The organism is Methylorubrum salsuginis, from assembly GCF_900114375.1.
Lineage (GTDB): Bacteria > Pseudomonadota > Alphaproteobacteria > Rhizobiales > Beijerinckiaceae > Methylobacterium > Methylobacterium salsuginis.
Genome location: NZ_FOSV01000001.1, coordinates 581,483 through 603,207, shown reverse-complemented (window position 1 = coordinate 603,207; position 21,725 = coordinate 581,483). Strand labels below are relative to the sequence as shown.

Sequence of the window (21,725 nt, the reverse complement as noted above, 5' to 3'; positions counted from 1 at the left end):
TTGGGTCTGAGCAAAGTAGTTCCCAGATGGTACGGAAGTTTTTCCCGGCGACCCATCGACGGTCATCGCGTGCGTGTGGAGCGGCATCTGCTGCGTATTCAACGTGACGGTCTCGACACCACCGGCCGATCCGATGGGATAGTTCGCACCGCCAGCCAGCTGTCCCTGATTGATCGGCACACGTCCCTGCAGGTTCGGAAGAGCGAACGTCGTCGTGCCATTGCCGCCGTAGCGAGTTCCCAGCAGAGCATACAATGCATTGTATTGATTGATGTTCAACAACGCACCATTACAGAGGAGCCAGCCTTGCGGCGGGAAATCGAACGCGACTGGCAGGATCGTTCCAACGAAAGCTTCCAATTTATCCTCCCATTGATACTAGCTTAACAGCACTTGCGAGCAAAATAGCAATTATCAGAGCATTGTGCGCGGACGTATCGGCACTCAAGCCCTATACACCGATGCCAATACGGTTTCATCATGCAACCACGCAAATTACAAGGCTCATCCAGATTATTCACTCTAGAAAATTGAGTCCACCACCTGTCCTCATCCGCACGGAAAGTAGAGACACTTCGATCGTCGAGGATCAAGACGTGTCCAACATCAAAATCCCCGACACAGCGACGAAAGCGGAAGAAAAGATCTTTACATACTCCGAATTGCCTGGAACGCGGCCGATAAGGGCACATCCCCCACGCTTTGTCACCCTGGTTGCAGGCGTCCAGAGCACCAAGGGCCTTATCAATTGCTAGCCCAACCTCGGATTGTGTCTCCCACGCAACATCATCGCGTATTGTGGTTTAGCAGCCCAAAAGGGACCTATCCGCCACCTCGTATCCTGATATGATTTTTCTAATGCAAGGCGCTCAAAATCTTAGCGTCGATGCATCGAATTTTCAGGGGCATTTTTCATGGCAAGAACTTTCAACTACGTATTTACCGAGCCGGCTAACACCTCGATCACGGTGACCACAGAGGACAACCCGAGATCGTATACGGTGGATAACGGAACCTTCTCAGGCTACCGCGTGACGAACATCAGCGGCACGTTCAACGGACGGACCATCACCGGCCCGCTGGCGTCGAACAACACTACCAGTTCGCCCAACACCCTTGATAACGACTCCAATGGTGGAGTTGTCGACCAAGCATACAATAACGTCATCTGGCTCAGCAATAGTTCCGGCAACGGCTCGTACAGCTTCTACGGTATCGACAATCGGGGCCTGGCCTTCAGCACGCAAGGCGGTGCCGACGAGCGGGTGTTCTCAAAAAACAGTTCTCAGGACTTCTACTACGACAATTCGGATCCCACCGACCAGAACATGACGCTCCAAAGCTCGAGCGCGCCCTGCTTTGCCTCGGGCACGACGATCCGGACGGTTCGCGGGGACGTGACGGTCGAGGCGTTGCAGATCGGCGACCGCGTCGTCACCGCCTCCGGCGAAGAGCGGCCCATCCGCTGGATCGGCCATACCAAGGTCGCGTGCCGCCACGCCGTCGACCGGGCCCGCCTGCTGCCGGTGCGCATCGCCGCGCACGCCTTCGGCGAGGGCCGCCCGGCCCGCGACCTCCTGGTCTCGCCCGGCCACGCCATCTGCGTCGACCTGCTCGGCGAGGTGCTGATCCCGGCGATCCGCCTCGTCAACGGCACCACGGTGGCGCAGGTCGAGGTCGCCGAGGTCACCTACTGGCACGTCGAGCTGGAGAGCCACGACATCCTGCTGGCCGAGGGCCTGCCCGCCGAGAGCTATCTCGACATGGGCAACCGCGCCTTCTTCGAGGTCGCCAGCATCGGCCTCGGGCCGGACGCGCCGGCCGGCCGCACCACCGCCGACTTCTGCCGCCCGTTCCACGAGGACGGCGCGCTGGTCGAGGCCGTGCGCGCCCGCCTTCAGGCCCGCGCCGGGGCACTGGGCTGGCGCCTCGTCGAGGCGCCGATGGCCGACCTCCACCTCGTCGTCGACGGGCAGACGATCCACCCCGACACCGACGGCCTCGTCGCCCGCTTCATCCTGCCGGCCGAGGCCCGCGACGTGCGCCTCGTCAGCGAGGTCAGCGTCCCGGCCCATGTCCGTCCGGGCACGAGCGACGACCGGCGCCTCGGCGTCTGCCTCGCCGGGCTGACGATCGACGACGGCCTGACCGGCGCGCGGGCGATCGACCTCGACGACGCCCGGCTCGAGACCGGCCTCCACCCGCTGGACACCGACGGCGCGGCGCTCTGGCGCTGGACCGACGGCGTGACCCCGCTCCCGGCCTCCCTGTGGGAGGGTTGCCGCGGCACGATGTTCCTGCGGGTGTCTCTGGCCGCCCCGGCCCTGCCGCGCTGGGTCGCTCCCCAGGAGACCGTCGTCGAGCTCGCCGCCTTCCGCCGCCGCGCCTGACCGACGCGGGCCCCCACGATCCGGGCTCGACGATCCGGGCTCGACGATCCGGGGCCCGGCCGCCTCTCCTTCGGGAGAAGGCGGCCGGGCCCTCGCCATTCACACCCCTTGCGGTGGCCTCCCCTTGTGCAAGACCCGGCGATATCCGCTCTCCCGCCGCCGGGAAGAATTGACCTGCGCGCCCCGCCATGACTGAGAGGGGCGGACCGTATCAGGAGTTGAGTCCGTCGATGAGCGAAGGAGACATGCTGGCGACCACGCTGACCGACATCCGTCGTCGCTTGGCCGATCTTCAGGGCGAGTACGACCGGATCTCGGAGGAACTCGCCAAGTTGCGGCTTGCCGAGCGTTCGCTCGCCGCCATCGTGGAGGGCACGCCGTTGCCCGAGACCGTGGCGGCGATGGAGGACGGCGTCCCCCGTGCGGGCCGCGGGCGCGGCAGCCGCGGGCCGCGGGCGAATTCCGCCAAGGGCCGGCTGCGGGCCTTGCTGGAGAGCGCGGGGCCGACCGGCCTGTCCCAGGCCGAGATCGCCCGGCGCCTGCCGGATGTCGCGCCCAACACGCTCGCCTCCTATCTCAGCGTGATGGTGTCGAGCGGCGAGGCCCTGCGCAAGGGCGACTTCGTCACCGCCGTCACCGGCCCGCGCCCCGCCCCGGACACGCCGCAGGACGAGCACGAGGACGACGACGACGCGCAACCCGACGACCGGGACGCGTGAGCCTCGCCTCCTCGAACCCGGACGCCGCAGCCGCCGCCCGCCGGAAGGCTGCGCGGCGGCTGCTGCCGTTCCTGATGCTGTGCTACTTCTGCGCCTATCTCGACCGGGTCAACGTGAGCTTCGCCGCGCTCACGATGAACCGCGACCTCGGCCTGTCGGCCTCCGCCTACGGCTTCGGCGCCGGCCTGTTCTTCCTCGGCTACGTCGCCTTCGAGGTGCCGAGCAACCTCATCCTGGAGCGGGTCGGCGCGCGGCTCTGGATCGCGCGGATCATGGTGACGTGGTCGCTGATCTCCGGCGCCACCGCCTTCGCCGCGGGCGAGGCCTCGTTCTACGGCCTGCGCCTCGCCCTGGGGCTGGCGGAAGCCGGATTCTTCCCCGGCATCATCCTCTACCTCACCCAGTGGTTTCCGGCCGCGGAGCGGGCCCGGATCGTCGGCACCTTCATGGTGGCGGTGCCGCTCTCGGCGGCCTTCGGCGGGCCGGTCTCGGGCCTGATCCTCACCGCCGCCGACGGGGTTGCGGGCCTCGCCGGCTGGCAATGGCTCTACCTGATCGAGGCGGTCCCGAGCCTCGTGCTCGGGTTCTTCGCCCTCATCGTCCTGACCGATCGCCCGGCCCAGGCCGATTGGCTGACGCCGCAGGAGCGCGCCGCCCTCGCGGCGCAACTCGCCGCCGATCCCCGACCGGCGGAGGCGCGGCGTCCCCTGTCGGCGGCCCTGCTCCAGCCGCGCCTCCTCGGGCTGGCGCTCGTCTATTTCGGGCTCAGCACCGGGCTCTACGCCGTCGGGATGTGGCTGCCGCAGATCGTCTCCGGCTTCGGCCTGAAGCCCCTCGCCACCGGCTTCGTCGCCGCTTTGCCCTATCTCGCGGCCGCGGCCGTGATGGTGCCCTGGACCCGCCGCTCGGACGCGACCGGCGAGCGCGCGTGGCACACCGGCGGCCCGGCAATCGCGGCCGGGCTGGCGCTGGCCGTCGCGAGCCAAGCCTCACACCCGCTCGTCTCGATCCTGGCGCTGAGCGCCGCCGCCATGGGTGTGTTCGCCGCGCTCCCGACCTTCTGGACGCTGCCGACGGCGCTGCTGCGCGGCCGGGCGGCGGCGGGCGGCATCGCCCTGGTCAACGCGGTGGGCAGCGTCGGCGGATTCGTCGGTCCGTCGCTGATGGGCTGGATCAAGGACGCCACCGGCCGCTTCGACGCGGCGCTCGCCGCGGTCGGGCTGCTCCTCGTCCTCACCGGCCTGCTCGCCGCCCGGCTCGGGCGGCAGCCTCGAGACGGCGAATTCCGCAGCTGACGCCTCGCACCGGTCGCGACGGAGGGCGCACGGCCGCTTTCAGGATGAGACGACGAAAAAAAATCACTTCTGCGCCGAATGCGTCGGCTTGTCCGGCTGGGGCGCGATACGGCCGCCTTCCTTGAGGTCGGCGGGGGGGCTGAGGATCAGGCGCTCGCCACCTGACAGCCCCTGATCGACCTCGACACTCGTGCCCTTGTCGCGGGCGATGTGGACGTTGGCCCAGGTGGCCGTGTCATCGTCGCGGGCGAGCGCCACGCGGGTGCCGCCCTGGTTGAACACGAGCGCCTCGGCCGGCACCGCCACCGTCGGGGCGCCGGTGCGGGGAATCGCCAGCGTGACGTAGACGTAGAGGCCGGGGCGCAGCACCCGGTCGGGGTTCGGCACGTCGACTTGGGTCGTGAGCGTGCGGGAGGAGGCGAGCAGCGCCACCGAGGAGCGCTCGACCTTGCCGGTGAAGGTGCGGCCGGGCATCTGCGGCACCTTGATCTCGGCGGCCACACCCGGCCCGACGCCGATGGCGGCGTTCTGCGGGACGTTGACCGAGATACGCAGCACGTCGTCCCGGTCCATCGACAGGAGCGGCGTGCCGGAGCCCGCATCGGCCTGGACGAGGTCGCCGACATCGACGTTGCGGGCCGTGACCACGCCGTCGAAGGGGGCGGTGACGGTCTCGAACCCGGTCAGCGCCTTGAGCCGGCCGACGGTCGCCTCCTGCGCCTTGATGTTGGCCTCGGCGACCTTCACGTCGGCCTCGGCCGAGGCGAGGTTGGCGGCCTGCGACAGCACCCCGGCCTGGGTGTTGTCGGCGTTCTGCTTCGAGGCCCAGCCCTGTCCGGCGAGCGTCGAGGTGCGCGAGTTCGTCACCTGGGCGAGGTTCACGTTGGCTTTCGCCTGATCGACCATGGCCTTGGCGCGGAGCAATTGCGCCTGGAGCTGGCCGAGCTGCGCCTCGGCTTGGGCGAGCTGCTGGTCGAGATCAGGGGCGGCGATGCGCAGGAGCACGTCGCCCTTCTTGACGCGGGAGCCGAGATCGATCCGGCGCTCGGCGATGTAGCCGGTGGCGCGGGCGAAGATGCGCGCGGTGGCGAAGGGCTCGGTCTGGCCCGGCAGGGTCAGCGAGACGGGGCCTTCGAGGCGCTTGGCCTCGACCGTGCGGAGTTTCGGCACGAACGTGTTCTGGCGCCGCTGCGTTTCCTCGGCGCGGGCCGCGCGCTCGGAATGGCCGTGCGCCCCCCAGGCGATCAGCCCCGCGGCGACGAGGGCGGCCAGAAGGAAGCCGCGCTTGCGCGGGGGCGGCGGGATGTCGCCGGAGGACGTCTTCTGGGGCTGGCTCACCGGCCGATCCTGGGGTTGCGGCTTCGCGCCACCTTGGTCGCGGACATCATACATAATCCTGAAGCGGCTTGACCTCGCCGCGGCGCAGCAGGGTGTAGAGGAACGGCACGAACAGCAGCGTCGCGGGGGTGCCGAGCGCGATGCCGCCCATAACGGCGCGGGCGAGCGCCGCATTCTGCTCGCCGCCCTCGCCGGTGCCGAGCGCCATCGGGATGAGCCCGAGGAACATCGCGCCCGCGGTCATCAGCACCGGGCGAAGCCGCGTCTCGCCCGCGGCGATGGCGGCCTCGTGCGCCGAGCAGCCGGTGGCCTCGCGGTGCTCCTTGGCGAAGGTGACGAGCAGGATCGAGTTGGCCGAGGCGATGCCGACCGACATGATCGCCCCGAACAGCGAGGGGATCGAGAACGCCGTGTTGGTGATGAACAGGGCCGCGACGATGCCGCAAAACGCGACGGGCAGCGCCGCCAGCACCACGAAGGGGTCGCCCCAACTCTGATAGTTCACCGCCATAAGCAGGTAGACGGCGACGAGCGCGATGCCGAGCCCGATGCCGAGGCGGAAGAAGGCCGAGCGCATGTTCTCGATCTGGCCGCGCACGGTGATCTTGTCGGGCGCCGGCAGCGCCTTCTGTTCTTCCTGGACGATCTTGTCGATCTCGCGGGCCACCGAGCCGAGGTCGCGGTCCTGCACCGCGGCGTAGACGTTGAAGGTCGGCTGCGTGTTGACGTGGTTGATCACCGTCTGGGTCGGCTGGCGGGTGATGGTGGCCACGCTGGAAAGCAGCGTCAGCGCGCCCGGCCCGAACCCGCCGGTCATGGAGGCGCGGGCGAAGAGCGGGGTGTTCTGGAGCGCGGTGAGCGAATCGTTGCGGTATTCCGGGGTCTGCACCCAGAGCTGATAGGGGATGCCGGTCTTCGGATCGGTCCAGAAGTTCGGCGTCACCTGGAAGGAGCCCGACAGCGAGACGTTGAGGCTCTGGGCCACCTGCTGCTGCGTCAGGCCGAGCTCGGAAGCGAGGCGCCGGTCCACGTCGATGTAGAATTGCGGCACGTCGACGATCTGGTGGAGATGGACATCGACGAGGCCGGGCATGGCTTTGAGCCGCGCCTCGATACGGCGGGCGGCGGCCAGATCCTTCTCGGTGTTGCGGCCGGAGACCTGCACGTCGATCTGCGAGATGACGCCGAAATTGAGGATCTGGGTGATGATGTCCGAGGGCTGGAAGTAGACCGTCAGGTCGGGGAAGCGCTCGTGCAGCACCTCGCGCAGGCGGCGCATGTAGTCCGAGACCGGACCGTGGCCTTCCTTCAGGTCAATCAGCATCTGCCCGTCGTTGTATGACACGAATGAGCCGTCGGAGAAGGCGAAGTTGTAGTTGTTCGACGGCAGGCCGATATTGTCGAGGATCTGCCCGATCTCTTCGGCGGGGATCACCTCGCGCACCACCTTCTGCACCTCGGCGAAGACCTGCTCGGCGGTCTCGATGCGCATGCCGGCGCGGGTGCGCAGGTGGAGCGTCATCTGGCTCGATTCGACCTGCGGGAAGTAGTCCTGCCCGGTCCGGACGAACAGCACGCCGGTGCCGGCAAACAGCAGGCCCACCAGCGTCAGCGTCGCGAACCGGCGGCGCAGCACCACGTGCAGCAGCCCGACATAGCCGCGGTGGAAGCCCGTGAACCACGCCTCAAACCGGCGGCGGAAGCCGCCCGCGAGCCAGAAGAGGGGCCGCGTCAGCCACGTCGCGGCGCGCGCGATGCGGCCCGAACGCGGCGCCTCCTGCCCGTGATGCTGGAGGTATTCGCGCTCCACCAGCACGTCGATCATCACCGGGACGAGCGTGCGCGACAGCAGGTAGGAGGTCAGCATCGCGAACACGACCGCGAGCGCCTGGGGCGTGAACAGGTATTTGGGGGTATCGGTGAGCGCGAAGACCGAGACGAAGGCGGCGCAGATCGACAGCGTCGAGATCAGGGCCGGCTTGGCGATGCCGGCCGCGCCCTCGACCACCGAGTTGCGGAACGGGCGCCCCTCCTCGAACAGGCGGTAGGTGTTCTCGATCGCGACCGTCGCGTCGTCCACGAGGATGCCGACCGCGAGCGCCAGCCCGCCAAGCGTCATCACGTTGATGGTCTGACCGAGCGCGGCGAGGATCGCCAGCGAGGTCATGATGCAGAGCGGGATCGAGACCAGCACGATCAGCGTCGAGCGCCACGAGCCGAGGAAGAGCAGGATCGTGAGCCCCGTCAGCGCCGCAGCGATGGCGGCTTCGTGCAGCACGCCCTCGATGGCGGCCGAGACGAAGACCGACTGGTCGAACAGCGGCTTGATCTCCATCCCCTCGGGGGCCGCCGCGCGGATGTCGGGCAAAGCCGCCTTGAGGTTGTTGACGACGTCGAGCGTCGAGGCGGTGCCGTTCTTGAGCACGCGCATCAGCACCGAGGCGGCCCCGTCGGCCCGCACGATGTTGACCTGCGGCGGGCCGCCATCGCGGACATAGGCCACGTCACGCACCAGCACCGGCTGCCCGCCGACGACCCGGATCGGCATCTCGTTGAGGCTCGCGATCGCGTCCGGCGTCGCGTTCATCTGCACCGGATATTGCTGCTCGCCGATCTTGGTCAGCCCCGAGGGGATCGTCAGGTTCTGCTGGGTGACGGCGTTGGTGACATCCAGCGGCGTCAGGCCGAGCGCGCGCAGGGCATGCAGGTCGAGATCGACCATGATCTGACGCGGTGCACCCCCGAACGGGGAGGGGAGCGTCGAGCCCGGCACCTGCGTCAGGCGCTGGCGGATACGGTACTGCGCGTAGTCGTAGACCTTGTTGAGGCTGTCCTTGGTCGAGGTCAGCGCGAGCTGGATCACCGGCACCGAGGAGGCGGAGAAGCGCACGATCACCGGCGGCTGCACGCCCGGCGGCATCAGGGCGCGGATCGAGTTCGTGGACGAGACGATCTGGGCGATGGCGAGATCGATGCTGACCGAGGGGTCGAAATAGATCTTCATGATCGACGTGCCTTGCAGGCTGGTCGATTCCATCCGGGCGATGTTGTTGACGTTGTTGGAGATTCCGAACTCGGAATAGGTCGTGATCCGCTTCTCCATCTCGGGCGCGGAGAGACCCGTATAGGTCCAGACCACGACGACGACGGGGATGTCGACGGTGGGCAGCACGTCCTTCGGGGTGACCACGACCGCGCCCACGCCGCCGAGCATCATCAGCACGGCGAGCACGTAGGTCGTGATGCGGAACTTGAGCGCGTACTGAACGAGACCCATGCGCGCCCTTCGAATGCACGGCCTTGGGATGGGGCGAAGCCGGGCGGCACACAGAGCCCGGCCATGTTTCCGTTCTATGTCCGGATACGGAGCGCAACAGCGGCGCGCCGCGATGCCGCAGCGGGATTCATCCTTGCCGGGGAGGGCGCCAAGCCTCCGACTCGGCCCGAAGACTGTAGAACGGCGGCTTCGCGAGCGTCCGCATCCCCCATTCGGGGGATTTGCACTGATTTCCCGGAGCGTTGCGAAAATCCCACGCCGAATAAATTCGGGCGGGAAGCTTCACCGTGCATGGACGGTGTTGCCGGCCTGTCCTATAGCGGTGAAGCTTCGCTCATCGGATTCGCCTCGATGATCCTCCCGCGGCCGATACTGATCGCCCTGTTCGGTCTAGGCTCCGGATCGGTCGCGCTCGTGCTCCCCTGTTTCGCGCAGACGCTGCCGCGCGCCGGCCTGTCGGGGCGCGAGGTCGGGATGGACTTTTCCGCCCGGCCCCTGCGCGGCGGTGGGGCGGGACGCCCCGAGGCCGATGCGGTGATCCGCGCGCCCAAGGGGGCCGGGCGCAGCCGCACCCTCACGCTCGGCACGCCCGAGGCGATCGACCGCCCGGTCGCCGAGACCGGGGAGGGCGGGTGGCCGGTCGATCTGCGCCGCTTCGCGCCGCCGCGCTCCGCCGCAGCCGAGCCCTGAGGCGCCGTTCGCGATGCGCACCGCCCCCGCCCCCCGCTCGCTTCGCCCGCAGGCCGGCTTCACCCTATTGGAGACGGTGCTGGCGCTGGCGCTGATCGGGCTCGTGGCGACGCTGGCGCTTCCCCGCGGATCGCCCCGCGACGGCGCCACCTCGCTGCGGATCAAGGCCTACGAGGTGATGGCGCTGCTGCGGGCCGACCGGGACGCGGCGCGCGCCGGCGGGGTGCCGGTGCTGGCCCGCGTCGATCTCGTCGAGCGGACCCTGCGCTCCGGCGCCTCGCCGCGCGCCGTGGCGCTGCCGCCGCGGATCGCGGTGCGGGTCTCGGAGGGACTCGCGGGCGGCGTGCGCTTCTTCCCCGACGGCACCGCCACCGGCGGCGAAATCTTTCTGGCCCGTCCCGGCTCGGGCAACCTGCTCGCGGTGCGCATCGACGGCCTGACCGCGGCGGTCGATCTCGACGAGGGCCGCTCATGAGGGCCCCGCGCAATCCGCGCCGCGACCGGCGCGGCGGCTTCCTCATGGTCGAGGCGCTGGCGGTGCTGGCGATCAGCGCGGCGATCCTGCTCGCTCTCGGCTCGCTCACCCGCCTGATGCTGCGCCAAGCCGATGCGGTGGCCGAGCGCACCACGCGGCTGGAGCAGGCCGAGCAGGGGCTGTCCGCCCTGTCGCGCGATCTCGGCCGGATGGCGCGGGCCCGCTGGGACGGGTCGGAGCGGGAACGCTTCGTCTTCGCGGGCGAGCCCTGGCGCCTGCTCTTCGCCCTCGACCGGCCCGCCGCCGACGGCGGCCCGCTCCCCGAGACCGTGGCGGTGCTGCTGCGCAGCGAAGGGAGCGGGACGGGCGGGCGCGTGACCCGCGCCGAGGCCCCGCTGGTGCCGGGCCTGTACGGCCCCGACGCGCTGGCCTTCGGCCCGGAGCGGGTGCTTTACGAAGGCCCAGCCCGCATCCGCTTCGCCTACGTGGCGCCGCCCACCGACACGACACCGGAGTTGATCGTCGATGCGTGGCCGCAGGTCGGCCCGCCGCCGGTCGCGGTGCGGGTCGGCCTCGCCGATCCGGCGAGCGGCGACGTCGCCTCCGCCCTGCGGGTGCCGGTGCGGGCCGAGGGCGAGCCCGGCTGCGTGCGCGCCCGGACGCATTATTGCAGCCGCACCGAGGAGGGCGGGGCCGACGACGACGCGGCGGTCGGCGCCATCCTCAACGCGGTGACGCAAGAGCGCGCCGCCTCCCAGAGGCGGAACTGACCATGCGCGCGTCACCCCGGAGAGGCAGGCGCGACGGCTTCATCCTCGTGGCGGTGCTCGGCGTCATGGCCCTGCTGGCGAGCCTGCTCGGCGGCACCACAGTGCTGGTACGCGCCGCCTTCGAGGGCGTGCAGGCGAAGTCCGACGATCTCGCCCTCGACGGGCTGGTGCGGGCCGGGCTCGATCTCGCGGCCTATGAACTCTACGGGCTGAAACTCCCTCCGGCGCTCATCGACGGCCAGGAGATCCGGCTCGATGCCGGCACGGTCACCCTCTCGGTCACCGACGAGGCCGGGCGGATCGACCTCAACGGCGCCGCGCCGATCCTGCTCGCCTCGACCTATCAGGCGGTCGGCGGGCGCAGCCTTCGGCCGGAGGCATTTGCCGCGCGGGTCGTGGCATGGCGGGACCGCTACGAGCCGAAGGACGGGCCGGCCCATCTCGGCGCCGCGCTTCGCCCACCCGACGGCAACGCCCGCCTGCATCGCCGCGAGGGGTTTCGCAGCATCGGCGAGTTGCGCTGGCTGCCCGGCATCACCGCCGCGGAGGCCGAGGCCTTGGCCGGGCTCGTCACCGTCAACAATCCCGGCGGCAAGGTCGACGTGACGAGCGCCCCCCTGGCCGTCCTGCTGGCGCTGCCCGGCATGCAGGCTCCGCTGGCCCAGCAGATCCTCGCCCTGCGCCGCCGCCCCGACGGACCGGACCGCATCCTGCCGCTCTTGAAGGCGCAGGGGGATGTCGTCGCGACCAAGGGCGGGGGTGCCCACCGCGTCCGCCTGGAGGCGCGCCGCGGCGCAGGCGCGCTGCGCCGGGCCGAGGCGGTGATCACCCGCGCGCCGGCCAAGCTTGCGCCGTACTTCGTCGTGGAATGGTCGGGATAGACGGCAGCCCGCCGACGATACGTGACGGCCGTCGCGAAGCAGATTGACCCGGCAGGGGCGAACTCCAAGCCTGGGCCTTGAGTACTATTATTCAGCCGTATTTTCAGCTATTCATGTGACATATTTGCAACTATCTCATCATCGAATAACATATTTTTCAATCTGAGGATGGAGATCGTCCTTTTTTATTTTTGAATATACTCAATCATGATAGATTTTCCCCGCTTCGGACTCGAAACGAGTCGCGGAGTCAAAACCTCGGTATTGAGCAAGGGGTGAGATCATGCAGGGCATCGGACATAGAATCAGGAACGGCGCAGTCATCGTCGGCGCTCTCGTTGCAGGAAGCCTCATGGCGGGCTCCGTGCAGGCCCAGGAGGGCTGCCCAGTCAGCTATGGTGAGTTGAAGAAAGCCGTAACCGACGCGGCAGCGGCCGATTCGACGGGCTTCAACAACGATTATTGGGCCGTTGTCGTAAACAGATCGGGCCTCGTCTGCGCTGTCGCCTACTCGGGTACGGGCGTTTACTCACAATGGCTGCTGAGCCGCCAGATCGCTGCGGCCAAGGCGTTCACCGCGAACGGATTGAGCCTGGACGCGCCGAAGGGCCCGCTCTCGACGGCACAGCTCTACGGCTTCGTCCAGCCGAGCCCGAGCGGCGGAAATCCGCTGTTCGGCCTCGAAGGAGGCAACGTGCTCGACTCGACATCCGCCTTTAACGGCGACGTCAGCCGCTTCGGCACGGATCAGGATCCGATGATCGGCAAGCGGATCGGTGGCACGATCACCTTTGGTGGCGGTATTGCCCTGTACAAGGGTTACCTCAGAGTCGGCGCGGTCGGCGTATCGGGCGACACGGCCTGTGCCGACCATTCGGTGGCCTGGCGCATCCGGACTTCGCTGAAGCTCACGCCGTCTGCCCAGACCGACACGATCACCCTGACCTCGAGCGCGACCCCGACCACCGGCGGCCACCCGCGCTGCCCGAACGATGCGGGGACGCAGGGCCAGACCGCGACGAACTGAGCGGTTCGCTCACGGCACGCTCTCTCCCCGGCCAGCCGGGGGGAGGGCCTCCCCTTGCCGCACGGCTTGCGCCCGGCCGAGCCAGAGCGCGTTGGCGAGCCAGGCCGCCGAGAGCGGCACGGCGACGATCGCCGCCGCGTGGCCGCCATAGCCGAGCGCCGACAGACCGGCATGGGCCCACGCACCGACCTGATCGCCGAGCCGATAGACCACGGTGTCGATGAAGCTTTTCGCCTTGTAGCGGTCCTCCCGCGGCACCACCGTGAACAAGACCTCGCGGATCGGCCGGGCGATGGCGAAGTTGCCGGCCCGGCGCAGCACGTAGATCACGACGACCACGCCCACCGTCGGCGACAGCGCGAGCGCGGCGAACCCGACGATGCTGGCAAACGGCAGGAGCGCGAGCGTCACGCCGACGCCGAGCCGCTTCACGATCCGGCCGGTGAAGAACAGCTGCACGCCGAGCGTCAGGGCGTTCACCGCGAGATCGACGGTGGCGAAGAACGCCGTCTGCGCGCCCTTGTCGGAAAAGCTGCGCTTGGCCACCGCCGCCTGCTCGAAATACAGGAAGGTCGCGGTGACCGAGAACAGCATCAGGAACAGCGCGATGTTGAGGAGGTAGGGCGAGGCGAGGGTCCGCCGGATGCCGGCCCACACGTCGCCGCCGATGGTCTCTCCGGCGCGCGCCGCCTCCGGCACCGCGTGCAGGCGCCCGATGATGCCGGACAGGCCCCGCATGGCGAAGACCGCGGCCTCGAGGAGCAGCGCCGCGGCGATCAGCAGGACCCAGGTCGGCACCTCACGGGCGAGCGTCGCGGTCACCGCCGAGCCGCAGATGGCCCCGAGCGTCGCGCCGGCCGCGATGAAGCCGAACAGGCGCTTGCCCTGCTCCGTGGTGAACACGTCGACGATCGTGGCCCAGAAGATCGAGACCACGAACAGGTTGAAGATCGACAGCCAGACGAAGAAGGCGCGGCCCACCCAGAGCGCCGCCTCGCCCTCGGTGACCGCGATCAGGCCGGCGAAGATCAGGATGTTGAGGATGAAGAAGCGGTAAGTCAGCGGCACGAAGCGGGCGCGGGGCAGGCGCTTGACCAGCCACGCGAAGGGCAGGTTGAGCGCCAGCATCCCGATCAACGTGGCCAGGAACAGCCAGGGCAGGTTCTCGAGCCCGCCCGCCACGCCCATCTGGTCGCGGATCGGCCGCAGCACGTAGTAGCTGGCCAGCAGCACGAAGATGTAGGCCCAGGACCAGGCGAGCGCAGGCCCCTCGCCCGGCCGCACATCGACGAGGCGCGCGAGCCGGGCGGACAGGCTCAAGGCGCGACCCCGAGCTTCGCCTTCAGTTCCGGGGCCGACAGATCGTGGCCGAAGCCGGGCGAGCCCATCGCGAACTTTTTGGCCGATTCCAGTTCGCCCACGACCACGGGGTCGAAGCCGGCATCGCTCACCAGCGTCCGGGCCGTCTCCAGCGCCTTGGGGTCGTCGCCCGCGATCGGCACCGCCATGCGGGGCTCGGGCCGGCCCGCGTTCTTGAGGAAGATCTTGTAGTTGGCCGCGTTGAAGGCCCGCACGATTCGCGCGCCGGGCAGGTACTGGGCCGAGACCGCGCCGATCCCGTTCTTCTCCACCTCGTCGTAGATGGCGCCGTCGCGCGCCTTCACGGCGTTGCCGGCATCGATCACCACCTTGTCCTTGAGCGCGGCGGCGTTCTCACGTCCCAGCTCGGGATAGGCTTTGTAGGGTACCGCGATCAGCACGGCGTTGCCGAAGGCAATCGCCTCGGCCGGGGTGCCGGCCCGCGCCTTGGGGCCGAGTTCGTCGATCAGCGGCTTCAACTCCTCCGGATGGCGGGAGGCGAAGAACACCTCGTAGCCCGCCTTGAGCCACAGCCGCCCGAGCGTGCCGCCGATATTGCCGGCGCCGACGATCCCGATTCTTCTGGGGTTTTCGGATTGCGCCATAGCGGGCAGCGCGAGCGTGCACAGCAGAGCCGCGAGGACGCCGCGTCGCGGGAAAATCCCAAAAAAGTCAGACCGCATCGATGAAGGCCTCCATCTTGCGCCGCTCCGCGGCGTCCGGCAGGCGCCCGCGGGCGGCCCCCATGTTGTCCTCGACGTATTGCGCCTTGGCCATGCCGGGGATCGGGCAGGTCACGGCCTCGTTGGCCAGCACGTATTTGAGGAAGAACTGCGCCCAGCTCGCGCAGCCGAATTCCTTCGCGAAGTCCGGCAGCGGCTTACCCTTCACGGCGGTGAACAGCCGGTCGCGCCCGAACGGCACGTTGACCATCACGGCCACGCCCCGCTCGGCGGCCAGCGGCAGGATGCGCTCGGCGGCCTTGCGGCTGTCCAATGCGTAGTTGACCTGCAGGACATCGAGTTTTTCGCGCTTCAGGACCGTTTCCAGCTCCGAAAACTGGTCGTCGCGCCAGACCGTGACGCCGACATAGCGGATGCGGCCCTTCTCCTTCAGGCCGCGCAGGATCGCGAGATTGCTCTCCGTATCGATCAGGTTGTGGACGGCGATCAGGTCGATCTTGTCGGTCCGCAGGCGCTTGAACGAGCGCTCGGTCTCGGCCTCGGCCGCCGCGCGTCCCGTCGCCGCGACCTTGGTGGCCAGGAAGATTTTCTCGCGAAGCCCTTCGAGGATCAGGCCGAGCACGTCCTCGGCGGTGCCGTAGCTCGGCGCGGTGTCGATGACGGTGCCGCCGAGGGCGACGAAGCGCTCCACTGCCTCGCGCAGGGGCGCGGTCGCCTCCGGCGTCACCGCGACCTCGTAGCGGCGCGAGGTGCCGATCCCCATGGCCGGCAGCCGCTCGCCGGTGGAGGGAATCGGCCGGACGATCGGCGCCTCTTCGGCGGCGCGGGCAGGGCGCGGCCCCCTCCACGCGGCACCGGCGGCGGCGAGCGCCGCCCCGTGCAGAAGCGTTCGGCGGGAGATCGACATGGGGCCTCCTTCGCGGGCGTGCCCGACCGAGATAGGGCAGGAGGCGGGGAAGGGGCACGGGAGGCACGATGCCGCGAATGACGACCGAGCCGTGGCCTTTCGCGACGATCCGACCTCAGGCCGCTTCGGCGGCGGTCGTCCCACGGGCCCGAATTTCGCGGCGGCTGGACGTGTCGTCCCTCCCCCGGTCCGAGGGCCTGCACAGGAAAGGGCGTTGACGACTTTTGACAGCCTCGCCGTCATCTGCGACCGCTGCCTATGTGAAGACCCCGGCCCACACCATCGCGCTGACCCACGCGCTCCAGGGCCCGATCCGGGTGCAGGTCGCCAGCGGGCGTCACGCGGACGCCCGCGCGGGCGCGAGGGCCGGCCTGCGCGCTCCGATCGAGCGCGACCAAGAGGCGCCGCAGCCCCGCCGGGCCTCGTCCTTCAACCGGCGGATGCTCCATGAACAGCCACGTCCCGGGTCCGTCCGGCCCGACCGGGATCCCGGCGGACGTGCTCGCCGTCGAGGGAATCGCGGCCATCCCGACCATCCTCGACGTGGTCTGCCGCACGACCGGCATGGGGTTCGCCGCCGTCGCCCGGGTCACGGAGGACCGGTGGGTCGCTTGCAGCGTGAAGGATGGGATCGGCTTCGGGCTGAGGCCTGGGGACGAGCTTCCGCTCGCGACGACCATCTGCAACGAGATTCGCGGCAGCGGCACGGAGGTCGTGATCGACCACGTCGCCGAGGATCCGGCTTACCGCGAACATCCCACCCCGGCGCTGTACGGGTTCCAGAGCTACGTCTCGATGCCGATCCGGCTGCCCGACGGCACCTTCTTCGGCACCCTCTGCGCCATCGACCCGCGGCCGGCCCGGATCAGCGACCCCGGCGTCGTGGGCATGTTCAAGTCGTTCGCCGACCTGATCGGGTTTCACCTCGACGCCCATCGCCGGCTCGTGGACGGCGACACCCTTCGGCGCAGCGAGAGCTTCGTCAGAGGCGTGCTGGCCGCCAGTCCGGACTGCGTGAAGGTGCTCTCCGCTGACGGCGTGCTCGAGTTCATGAGCGCCCGCGGGGCCGTGCTCAACCAGATCGATTGCGTTCAGGACGTCCTCGGCGCGGAATATGCCGCGCTCTGGCCGGCGGACGAGCAGGTCAAGCTGCGTGACGCCGCCCGGCGTGCCGCCGCGGGCGAGACCGTCCGCATCGAGGGCTACTGTCCGACGGCGAAGGGCGAGCCGCGCTGGTGGGAGGTGAGCTTCGCCCCGTTCGTCTCCGAGGAGGACGGCGCGACGAAGCTCGTCGCCATCTCACGGGATATCACGGACCGCTTCCGGGCCGAGAGCGGCCGCCGCGCCGGGGCCCAGGCGCTGCGGTCGTTGAACGAGGATCTGGAGCGGCAGGTCGCGGAGCGCACCGCCGAACTCAGGCTCTCGCGCGACATGATCGAATCGAGCGCCGCCCCGATCTGCGCCTTCGACACGGATTACCGCCTCATCGCATTCAATCAGGCGCACAGCGACGCGTTCTTCCGGATCTTCGGGCGCCGGGTGCGGCTCGGCGACGTGTTCCCCGACCAGTTCCCCGCGGATCAGGCGACCCTCATGCGCGGGCTGATGGCCAGGGCCCTGACGGGCGAGGTCTTCACCGTCACCGAGGCGTTCGGCGACCCGGACCTGGCCAAGCCCTGCTGGGAGGTCTCCTACTCCCCCCTGCGCGGCGCCGACGGGGGCATCGTCGGCGCCTTCCACTTCGCCAAGGACGTCTCCGTGCGCCTGCGCGCCGAGGCCGAACTCGCCAGCACCCAGGAGGCCCTGCGGCAGTCGCAGAAGATGGAAGCCGTGGGCCAGTTGACCGGTGGCGTGGCGCACGATTTCAACAACCTGCTGACCATCATCCGCTCGTCCGTCGACTTCCTGAGGCGGCCGGAACTGCCCGAGGCGCGCAAGAGACGCTACCTCGACGCCGTCTCCGACACGGTCGACCGGGCGGCCAAGCTCACCGGGCAGCTCCTGGCCTTCGCGCGACGCCAGGCTCTGAAGCCCGAGGTGTTCGAGGTCGGCGAGCGCCTCCGCGCGGTGGCCGAGATGCTCGACACCGTGACCGGCGCGCGCATCCGCCTGGACGTCGCGATCCCGGGGGAGCCCTGCTTCGCGAAGGCCGACCTGAGCCAGTTCGAGACCGCCCTGGTCAACATGGCGGTCAATGCCCGGGACGCCATGGACGGTGAGGGCACCCTGACCCTGCGCCTGTCGCGCAAGGCCGGCCTGCCGCCGATCCGTGGCCATGCCGGCGCCGAGGGCGCCTTCGTGGCGGTTTCGCTGCAAGACACCGGCAGCGGCATCGAGCCGGAGCAACTCGGACGCATCTTCGAGCCGTTCTTCACCACCAAGGCGGTGGGGAAGGGGACCGGATTGGGCCTGAGCCAGGTCTTCGGGTTCGCCAAGCAGTCGGGCGGCGACGTCGACGTGGAGACCGGTCTCGGCCGGGGCACGACCTTTACCCTCTACCTGCCCGAGATCCTCGTCGCCCCCGAGCGGCGCCCCCCCCGACGGCCCCGAGACCGAACCCGGATCGCCCATGGGGATGGGCCAGTCCGTCCTCGTCGTCGAGGACAACCTCGATGTCGGGCGCTTCGCCACGCAGATCCTGGAAGACCTCGGCTACCGCACGACCTGGGCCGTCAACGCCGAGGACGCGCTCGACAGGCTCGGGACGGACGCGGCCGGATTCGACGCCGTCTTCTCGGACGTGGTCATGCCCGGCATGGGCGGCATCGCCCTCGCCAAGGACCTGCGCCGCCGCTTCCCCGGCCTGCCGGTCCTGCTGACCTCGGGCTACAGCCACGTCCTGGCGCAGGACGGCGCGGAGGGCTTCGAACTCCTGCACAAGCCGTACTCGGCCGAGCAGCTGGCGCGCATCCTGCGGCACATGACGGCCAAACGGGCGGACGGTCGCGTCGGCTGAAGACGGTCGCGTCGGCGCGCCCGGTGCGGCTCGGGTTGTCACCGGCGGACTTCGATGCGATAGCCCGCGCAGGGTGCGCGGTTCGTGGGTCGGACCGGCAGGATGCGCGCTGGTCGGGCCGCCAGCGCCGGAGACCCATGCCCGTGTCATCGCCCTCCCGCGCCGCGCCCCGGCTTGCGCGCCGTCCCCTCTCAGCCCTGCGCAACGCCCTCACCAGCGAGGCCGGCGGCGGCCTCGTCCTGATGGCGAGTGCGGCGCTCGCGCTCGTGGTGGCGAACTCGGCCCTGGCGGACACCTACTTTTCCGCGCTCAAGGCCTATGTCGGCCCCCTGTCGGTCCTGCACTGGATCAACGACGCCCTCATGGCGGTGTTCTTCCTGCTCGTCGGGCTGGAGATCAAGCGCGAGGTTCTGGACGGGCGCCTGCGCACCTGGCCCGACCGCGTCCTGCCGGGGCTGGCCGCGCTCGGCGGCATGGCGGCCCCGGCCCTCGTCTACGCCGCCGTGAACTGGAACTCGCCCGAGACCCTGCGGGGCTGGGCGATCCCGGCCGCCACCGACATCGCCTTCGCCCTCGGCGTGCTGGCCCTGCTCGGGTCCCGGGTGCCGGTCTCGCTCAAGGTCTTCCTGACGGCGCTGGCCATCATCGACGATCTGGGGGCAGTCCTCATCATCGCGGCGTTCTACACCGCCGACCTGTCGCTCCCGATGCTCGGCGGCGCGGCGGTCACGCTCGCGCTCCTCTACGGGATGAACAAGGCCGGCGTCGCCCGCCTGTGGCCCTACCTCCTGCTCGGCGTCGTGCTGTGGGTGTTCGTGCTCAAGTCGGGCGTCCACGCGACCATCGCCGGCGTGCTGCTGGCCCTGACGATCCCCCTGCGCCTCAGCGTCGGCAAGCCGGACGACCCGACCTCGCCGCTGCACATCCTCGAGCACGCGGTCCATCCTTGGTCGTCCTACCTGATCCTGCCGATCTTCGGCTTCGCCAACGCGGGCGTGTCGCTGGCGGGGATCACGCCGCACATGCTGCTCGATCCGGTGACGCTCGGCGTGGCGCTCGGGCTCTTCGTGGGCAAGCAGGTCGGCGTGTTCGGCCTCGTCCTCGCCGCGGTGCGGCTCGGGCTGGCGCAGCGCCCGGCTCACGCGACCTGGGCGCAGGTCTACGGCGTCTCCCTCCTCTGCGGCGTGGGCTTTACCATGAGCCTGTTCATCGGCCTGCTCGCCTTCGCGAACGCCCCGGAGCTCGAGGCCGAGACCAAGGTCGGGGTGCTGATGGGTTCGCTGGCCTGCATGGCGGCCGGGGCGCTGGTGCTGCGGCTCGCCCCGTCCCGGCGCCCAGCCGGCCCGGACGAAGCGGGATCCCGCTCCCGATCCCCGTGACCGACCTTCGATGACGACGCCCTCCGCGACGCTGCGGGAGCTTTACGAGGGCGACACGCCCGGCGCACACCGCTTCCGCTACGCCCTGCTCGTGTTCGACGTGGCGACCATCGCCTTCGTGATCGTCACGTCGTTCCTGCCGCTGTCGCCCTGGATCGTCGCCGCCGACGTGGCGGTGGGCGCCTGCGTCCTGGCCGACTTCGCCGCCCGCCTCCTCGTCAGCCGCGCCCCCTGGCGCGAGTTCCGGCATCTGAGCACGTGGACGGACCTCGTGGCCGTCGCCTCGTTCCTCGCGCCCGTCGTCGTCGAGGGCGTCGGATTCCTGCGCATCCTGCGGACGCTGCGCCTGCTGCGCACCTACCATCTGCTGGAGCGGCTGCGGGCCGACAGCGACCTGTTTCGCCGCAACGAGGAGGCGATCCTGGCCGCCACGAACCTCGTAGTGTTCGTCTTCGTCATGACCGGGATCGTCTACGCCACGCAGCACGGCGGCAACCCGGCGATCCGGACGCCCGTCGATGCCCTGTACTTCACGGTGACGTCGCTCACGACGACCGGCTACGGCGACATCACCCTGCCCGGGACGACGGGCCGGCTGCTGTCGGTCTTCGTGATGATCTGCGGCGTGACGCTGTTCTTCCGCCTCGCCCAGGTGGTGTTCCGGCCCTACAAGGTGCGCTTCCCCTGCACCGCCTGCGGGTTGCAGCGCCACGAGCCGGACGCCGTGCATTGCAAGGCCTGCGGACATCTCCTGAACATCCCCGACGAGGGAGCGAACTGAGCCGGAGCCCGGCTTCAGCGCCTCGCGAACCCGATATCGGCGGCCACCGCCTGCAGCCGCTCCGGCTCCCGCTCCTTCCGCTCGGAGTAGCGGTCGACGAGATAGTCGGCCCGCCCGCGGGTGAGGAGCGTGAACTTCATCAGTTCCTCGCAGACATCGACCACGCGGTCGTAGAGCGGCCCCGGCTTCATGCGGCCGGCATCGTCGAACTCCTTGTAGGCCATCGGCACCGACGACTGGTTCGGGATCGTCACCATCCGCATCCAGCGCCCGAGCACCCGCAGGCTGTTGACCGCGTTGAAGCTCTGCGATCCGCCCGAGACCTGCATGACCGCGAGCGTCCGCCCCTGCGTCGGGCGCACCGAGCCCTCGCTGAGCGGCAGCCAGTCGATCTGGGCCTTCATCACCCCGGTCAGGTTGCCGTGTCGCTCCGGGCTGACCCAGACCTGCCCTTCGGACCAGATCGAGAGGTTTCGCAGTTCCTGCACCTTCGGGTGATCGGCCGCGGCGTCGTCGGGGAGCGGCAGGCCGTGCGCGTCGTAGATCCGTACCTCGCCCCCCATCGCTTCCAGCAGGCGCGCCGCCTCATAGGCCAGGAAGCGGCTGAAGGACCGCTCCCGGAGCGACCCGTAGAGGATCAGGAAGCGGGGCGCGTGCGCCAACGGCACCGACGCCTCCACCTGCTCGGAAGTCGGCACCGCGAAGTGCGCCTCGGAAACATTCGGCATCCCGTCGGCGAACGGCTGCTGGGGCTTGTCCAAGGCGCTAGACCTCTCTACGATTCAACGTTCGTTGATA

Annotated in this window: 17 protein-coding genes and 1 pseudogene; 11 read left to right on the top strand and 7 right to left on the bottom strand. The window is 69.4% G+C overall.

Annotated elements, in window-relative coordinates:
- On the bottom strand, positions 1-360 hold a 360-nt coding region (locus BM140_RS02715; protein ID WP_207549416.1), incomplete at its 3' end, for a phage tail protein.
- A 641-nt stretch (positions 361-1,001) separates the two neighbouring features.
- Here BM140_RS02715 and BM140_RS02710 point away from each other — a divergent pair.
- The 3 genes from BM140_RS02710 (at position 1,002) to BM140_RS02700 (ending at position 4,404) form a co-directional block, all read left to right on the top strand.
- On the top strand, positions 1,002-2,390 hold the full coding sequence (locus BM140_RS02710) for a Hint domain-containing protein (RefSeq protein WP_165616377.1): 1,389 nt from the start codon (positions 1,002-1,004) through the stop codon (positions 2,388-2,390).
- Positions 2,391-2,620: 230 nt separating this feature from the next.
- The gene (locus BM140_RS02705) at positions 2,621-3,109 is read left to right on the top strand and encodes a hypothetical protein (protein ID WP_091941657.1); all 489 of its coding nucleotides are present in this window, start codon (positions 2,621-2,623) and stop codon (positions 3,107-3,109) included.
- 74 nt (positions 3,110-3,183) lie between these two features.
- Positions 3,184-4,404, top strand: coding sequence for an MFS transporter (locus BM140_RS02700; protein WP_091941762.1), 1,221 nt, complete (start codon positions 3,184-3,186; stop codon positions 4,402-4,404).
- 63 nt (positions 4,405-4,467) lie between these two features.
- Here the strand turns inward: BM140_RS02700 and BM140_RS02695 are convergent, their stop codons facing one another.
- Together BM140_RS02695 and BM140_RS02690 are read right to left on the bottom strand one after the other, a co-directional pair.
- Complete coding sequence (locus tag BM140_RS02695) at positions 4,468-5,796, bottom strand: efflux RND transporter periplasmic adaptor subunit (protein ID WP_091941655.1); 1,329 nt, start codon at positions 5,794-5,796, stop codon at positions 4,468-4,470.
- Entirely contained in the window at positions 5,789-9,019 is a 3,231-nt protein-coding gene (locus BM140_RS02690) for an efflux RND transporter permease subunit (protein WP_091941653.1), read from the bottom strand. The genes BM140_RS02695 and BM140_RS02690 overlap by 8 nt, the downstream gene beginning before the upstream one ends.
- A 351-nt stretch (positions 9,020-9,370) precedes the next feature.
- On the opposite strand from BM140_RS02690, the gene BM140_RS02685 reads away from it, so the two are divergent.
- The 5 genes from BM140_RS02685 (at position 9,371) to BM140_RS02665 (ending at position 12,862) form a co-directional block, all read left to right on the top strand.
- Complete coding sequence (locus BM140_RS02685) at positions 9,371-9,709, top strand: hypothetical protein (RefSeq protein WP_131803726.1); 339 nt, start codon at positions 9,371-9,373, stop codon at positions 9,707-9,709.
- A 13-nt stretch (positions 9,710-9,722) separates the two neighbouring features.
- Positions 9,723-10,184 carry a prepilin-type N-terminal cleavage/methylation domain-containing protein gene (locus BM140_RS02680; RefSeq protein WP_091941649.1) on the top strand — a complete coding sequence of 154 codons (462 nt, stop codon included), beginning with the start codon at positions 9,723-9,725 and terminating at the stop codon, positions 10,182-10,184.
- Positions 10,181-10,954 (top strand): hypothetical protein, encoded by a 774-nt coding sequence (locus tag BM140_RS02675; protein WP_091941647.1) that lies wholly within the window; start codon positions 10,181-10,183, stop codon positions 10,952-10,954. The genes BM140_RS02680 and BM140_RS02675 overlap by 4 nt, the downstream gene beginning before the upstream one ends.
- Positions 10,955-10,956: 2 nt before the next feature.
- Positions 10,957-11,835, top strand: a complete 879-nt coding sequence (locus BM140_RS02670) for a type II secretion system minor pseudopilin (RefSeq protein WP_091941645.1) — start codon at positions 10,957-10,959, stop codon at positions 11,833-11,835.
- Between the two features lie 352 nt (positions 11,836-12,187).
- The gene (locus BM140_RS02665; RefSeq protein WP_244535256.1) at positions 12,188-12,862 is read left to right on the top strand and encodes a heme-binding protein; all 675 of its coding nucleotides are present in this window, start codon (positions 12,188-12,190) and stop codon (positions 12,860-12,862) included.
- 9 nt (positions 12,863-12,871) lie between these two features.
- Here BM140_RS02665 and BM140_RS02660 read toward each other — a convergent pair whose 3' ends face one another.
- The 3 genes from BM140_RS02660 to BM140_RS02650 are packed head-to-tail and all read right to left on the bottom strand — an operon-like array spanning position 12,872 to position 15,811.
- Positions 12,872-14,182: an NTP/NDP exchange transporter gene (locus tag BM140_RS02660; RefSeq protein ID WP_091941641.1), complete on the bottom strand. Its 1,311-nt coding sequence runs from the start codon at positions 14,180-14,182 to the stop codon at positions 12,872-12,874.
- Positions 14,179-14,904, bottom strand: coding sequence for an NADPH-dependent F420 reductase (locus BM140_RS02655; protein ID WP_091941639.1), 726 nt, complete (start codon positions 14,902-14,904; stop codon positions 14,179-14,181). The genes BM140_RS02660 and BM140_RS02655 overlap by 4 nt, the downstream gene beginning before the upstream one ends.
- Positions 14,894-15,811: an aldo/keto reductase gene (locus tag BM140_RS02650; protein WP_091941637.1), complete on the bottom strand. Its 918-nt coding sequence runs from the start codon at positions 15,809-15,811 to the stop codon at positions 14,894-14,896. Before BM140_RS02650 ends, BM140_RS02655 begins: the two co-directional genes overlap by 11 nt.
- 447 nt (positions 15,812-16,258) lie before the next feature.
- Here BM140_RS02650 and BM140_RS02645 point away from each other — a divergent pair.
- The 3 genes and pseudogenes from BM140_RS02645 to BM140_RS02635 all read left to right on the top strand — a co-directional run bounded on the left by BM140_RS02645 (position 16,259) and on the right by BM140_RS02635 (position 20,927).
- Positions 16,259-18,767: pseudogene (locus tag BM140_RS02645) on the top strand (PAS domain-containing protein).
- A 137-nt stretch (positions 18,768-18,904) separates the two neighbouring features.
- Positions 18,905-20,146 (top strand): Na+/H+ antiporter NhaA, encoded by a 1,242-nt coding sequence (gene nhaA / locus BM140_RS02640; protein ID WP_091941635.1) that lies wholly within the window; start codon positions 18,905-18,907, stop codon positions 20,144-20,146.
- 10 nt (positions 20,147-20,156) lie between these two features.
- Positions 20,157-20,927 (top strand): potassium channel family protein, encoded by a 771-nt coding sequence (locus BM140_RS02635; RefSeq protein ID WP_091941633.1) that lies wholly within the window; start codon positions 20,157-20,159, stop codon positions 20,925-20,927.
- Positions 20,928-20,941: 14 nt separating this feature from the next.
- On the opposite strand, the gene arsH is transcribed toward BM140_RS02635, so the two are convergent.
- Positions 20,942-21,688, bottom strand: a complete 747-nt coding sequence (gene arsH / locus BM140_RS02630; protein ID WP_091941631.1) for an arsenical resistance protein ArsH — start codon at positions 21,686-21,688, stop codon at positions 20,942-20,944.
- Between the last annotated feature and the right edge of the window lie 37 nt (positions 21,689-21,725).

Coding starts and splice junctions, on each gene's coding strand:
- BM140_RS02705 (WP_091941657.1), top strand. CDS start 2,621: ATGAGCGAAGGAGACATGCTGGCGACCACGCTGACCGACATCCGTCGT.
- BM140_RS02700 (WP_091941762.1), top strand. CDS start 3,184: ATGCTGTGCTACTTCTGCGCCTATCTCGACCGGGTCAACGTGAGCTTC.
- BM140_RS02695 (WP_091941655.1), bottom strand. CDS start 5,796: ATGTATGATGTCCGCGACCAAGGTGGCGCGAAGCCGCAACCCCAGGAT.
- BM140_RS02690 (WP_091941653.1), bottom strand. CDS start 9,019: ATGGGTCTCGTTCAGTACGCGCTCAAGTTCCGCATCACGACCTACGTG.
- BM140_RS02685 (WP_131803726.1), top strand. CDS start 9,371: ATGATCCTCCCGCGGCCGATACTGATCGCCCTGTTCGGTCTAGGCTCC.
- BM140_RS02680 (WP_091941649.1), top strand. CDS start 9,723: ATGCGCACCGCCCCCGCCCCCCGCTCGCTTCGCCCGCAGGCCGGCTTC.
- BM140_RS02675 (WP_091941647.1), top strand. CDS start 10,181: ATGAGGGCCCCGCGCAATCCGCGCCGCGACCGGCGCGGCGGCTTCCTC.
- BM140_RS02670 (WP_091941645.1), top strand. CDS start 10,957: ATGCGCGCGTCACCCCGGAGAGGCAGGCGCGACGGCTTCATCCTCGTG.
- BM140_RS02665 (WP_244535256.1), top strand. CDS start 12,188: ATGGCGGGCTCCGTGCAGGCCCAGGAGGGCTGCCCAGTCAGCTATGGT.
- BM140_RS02655 (WP_091941639.1), bottom strand. CDS start 14,904: ATGCGGTCTGACTTTTTTGGGATTTTCCCGCGACGCGGCGTCCTCGCG.
- BM140_RS02650 (WP_091941637.1), bottom strand. CDS start 15,811: ATGTCGATCTCCCGCCGAACGCTTCTGCACGGGGCGGCGCTCGCCGCC.
- nhaA (WP_091941635.1), top strand. CDS start 18,905: ATGCCCGTGTCATCGCCCTCCCGCGCCGCGCCCCGGCTTGCGCGCCGT.
- BM140_RS02635 (WP_091941633.1), top strand. CDS start 20,157: ATGACGACGCCCTCCGCGACGCTGCGGGAGCTTTACGAGGGCGACACG.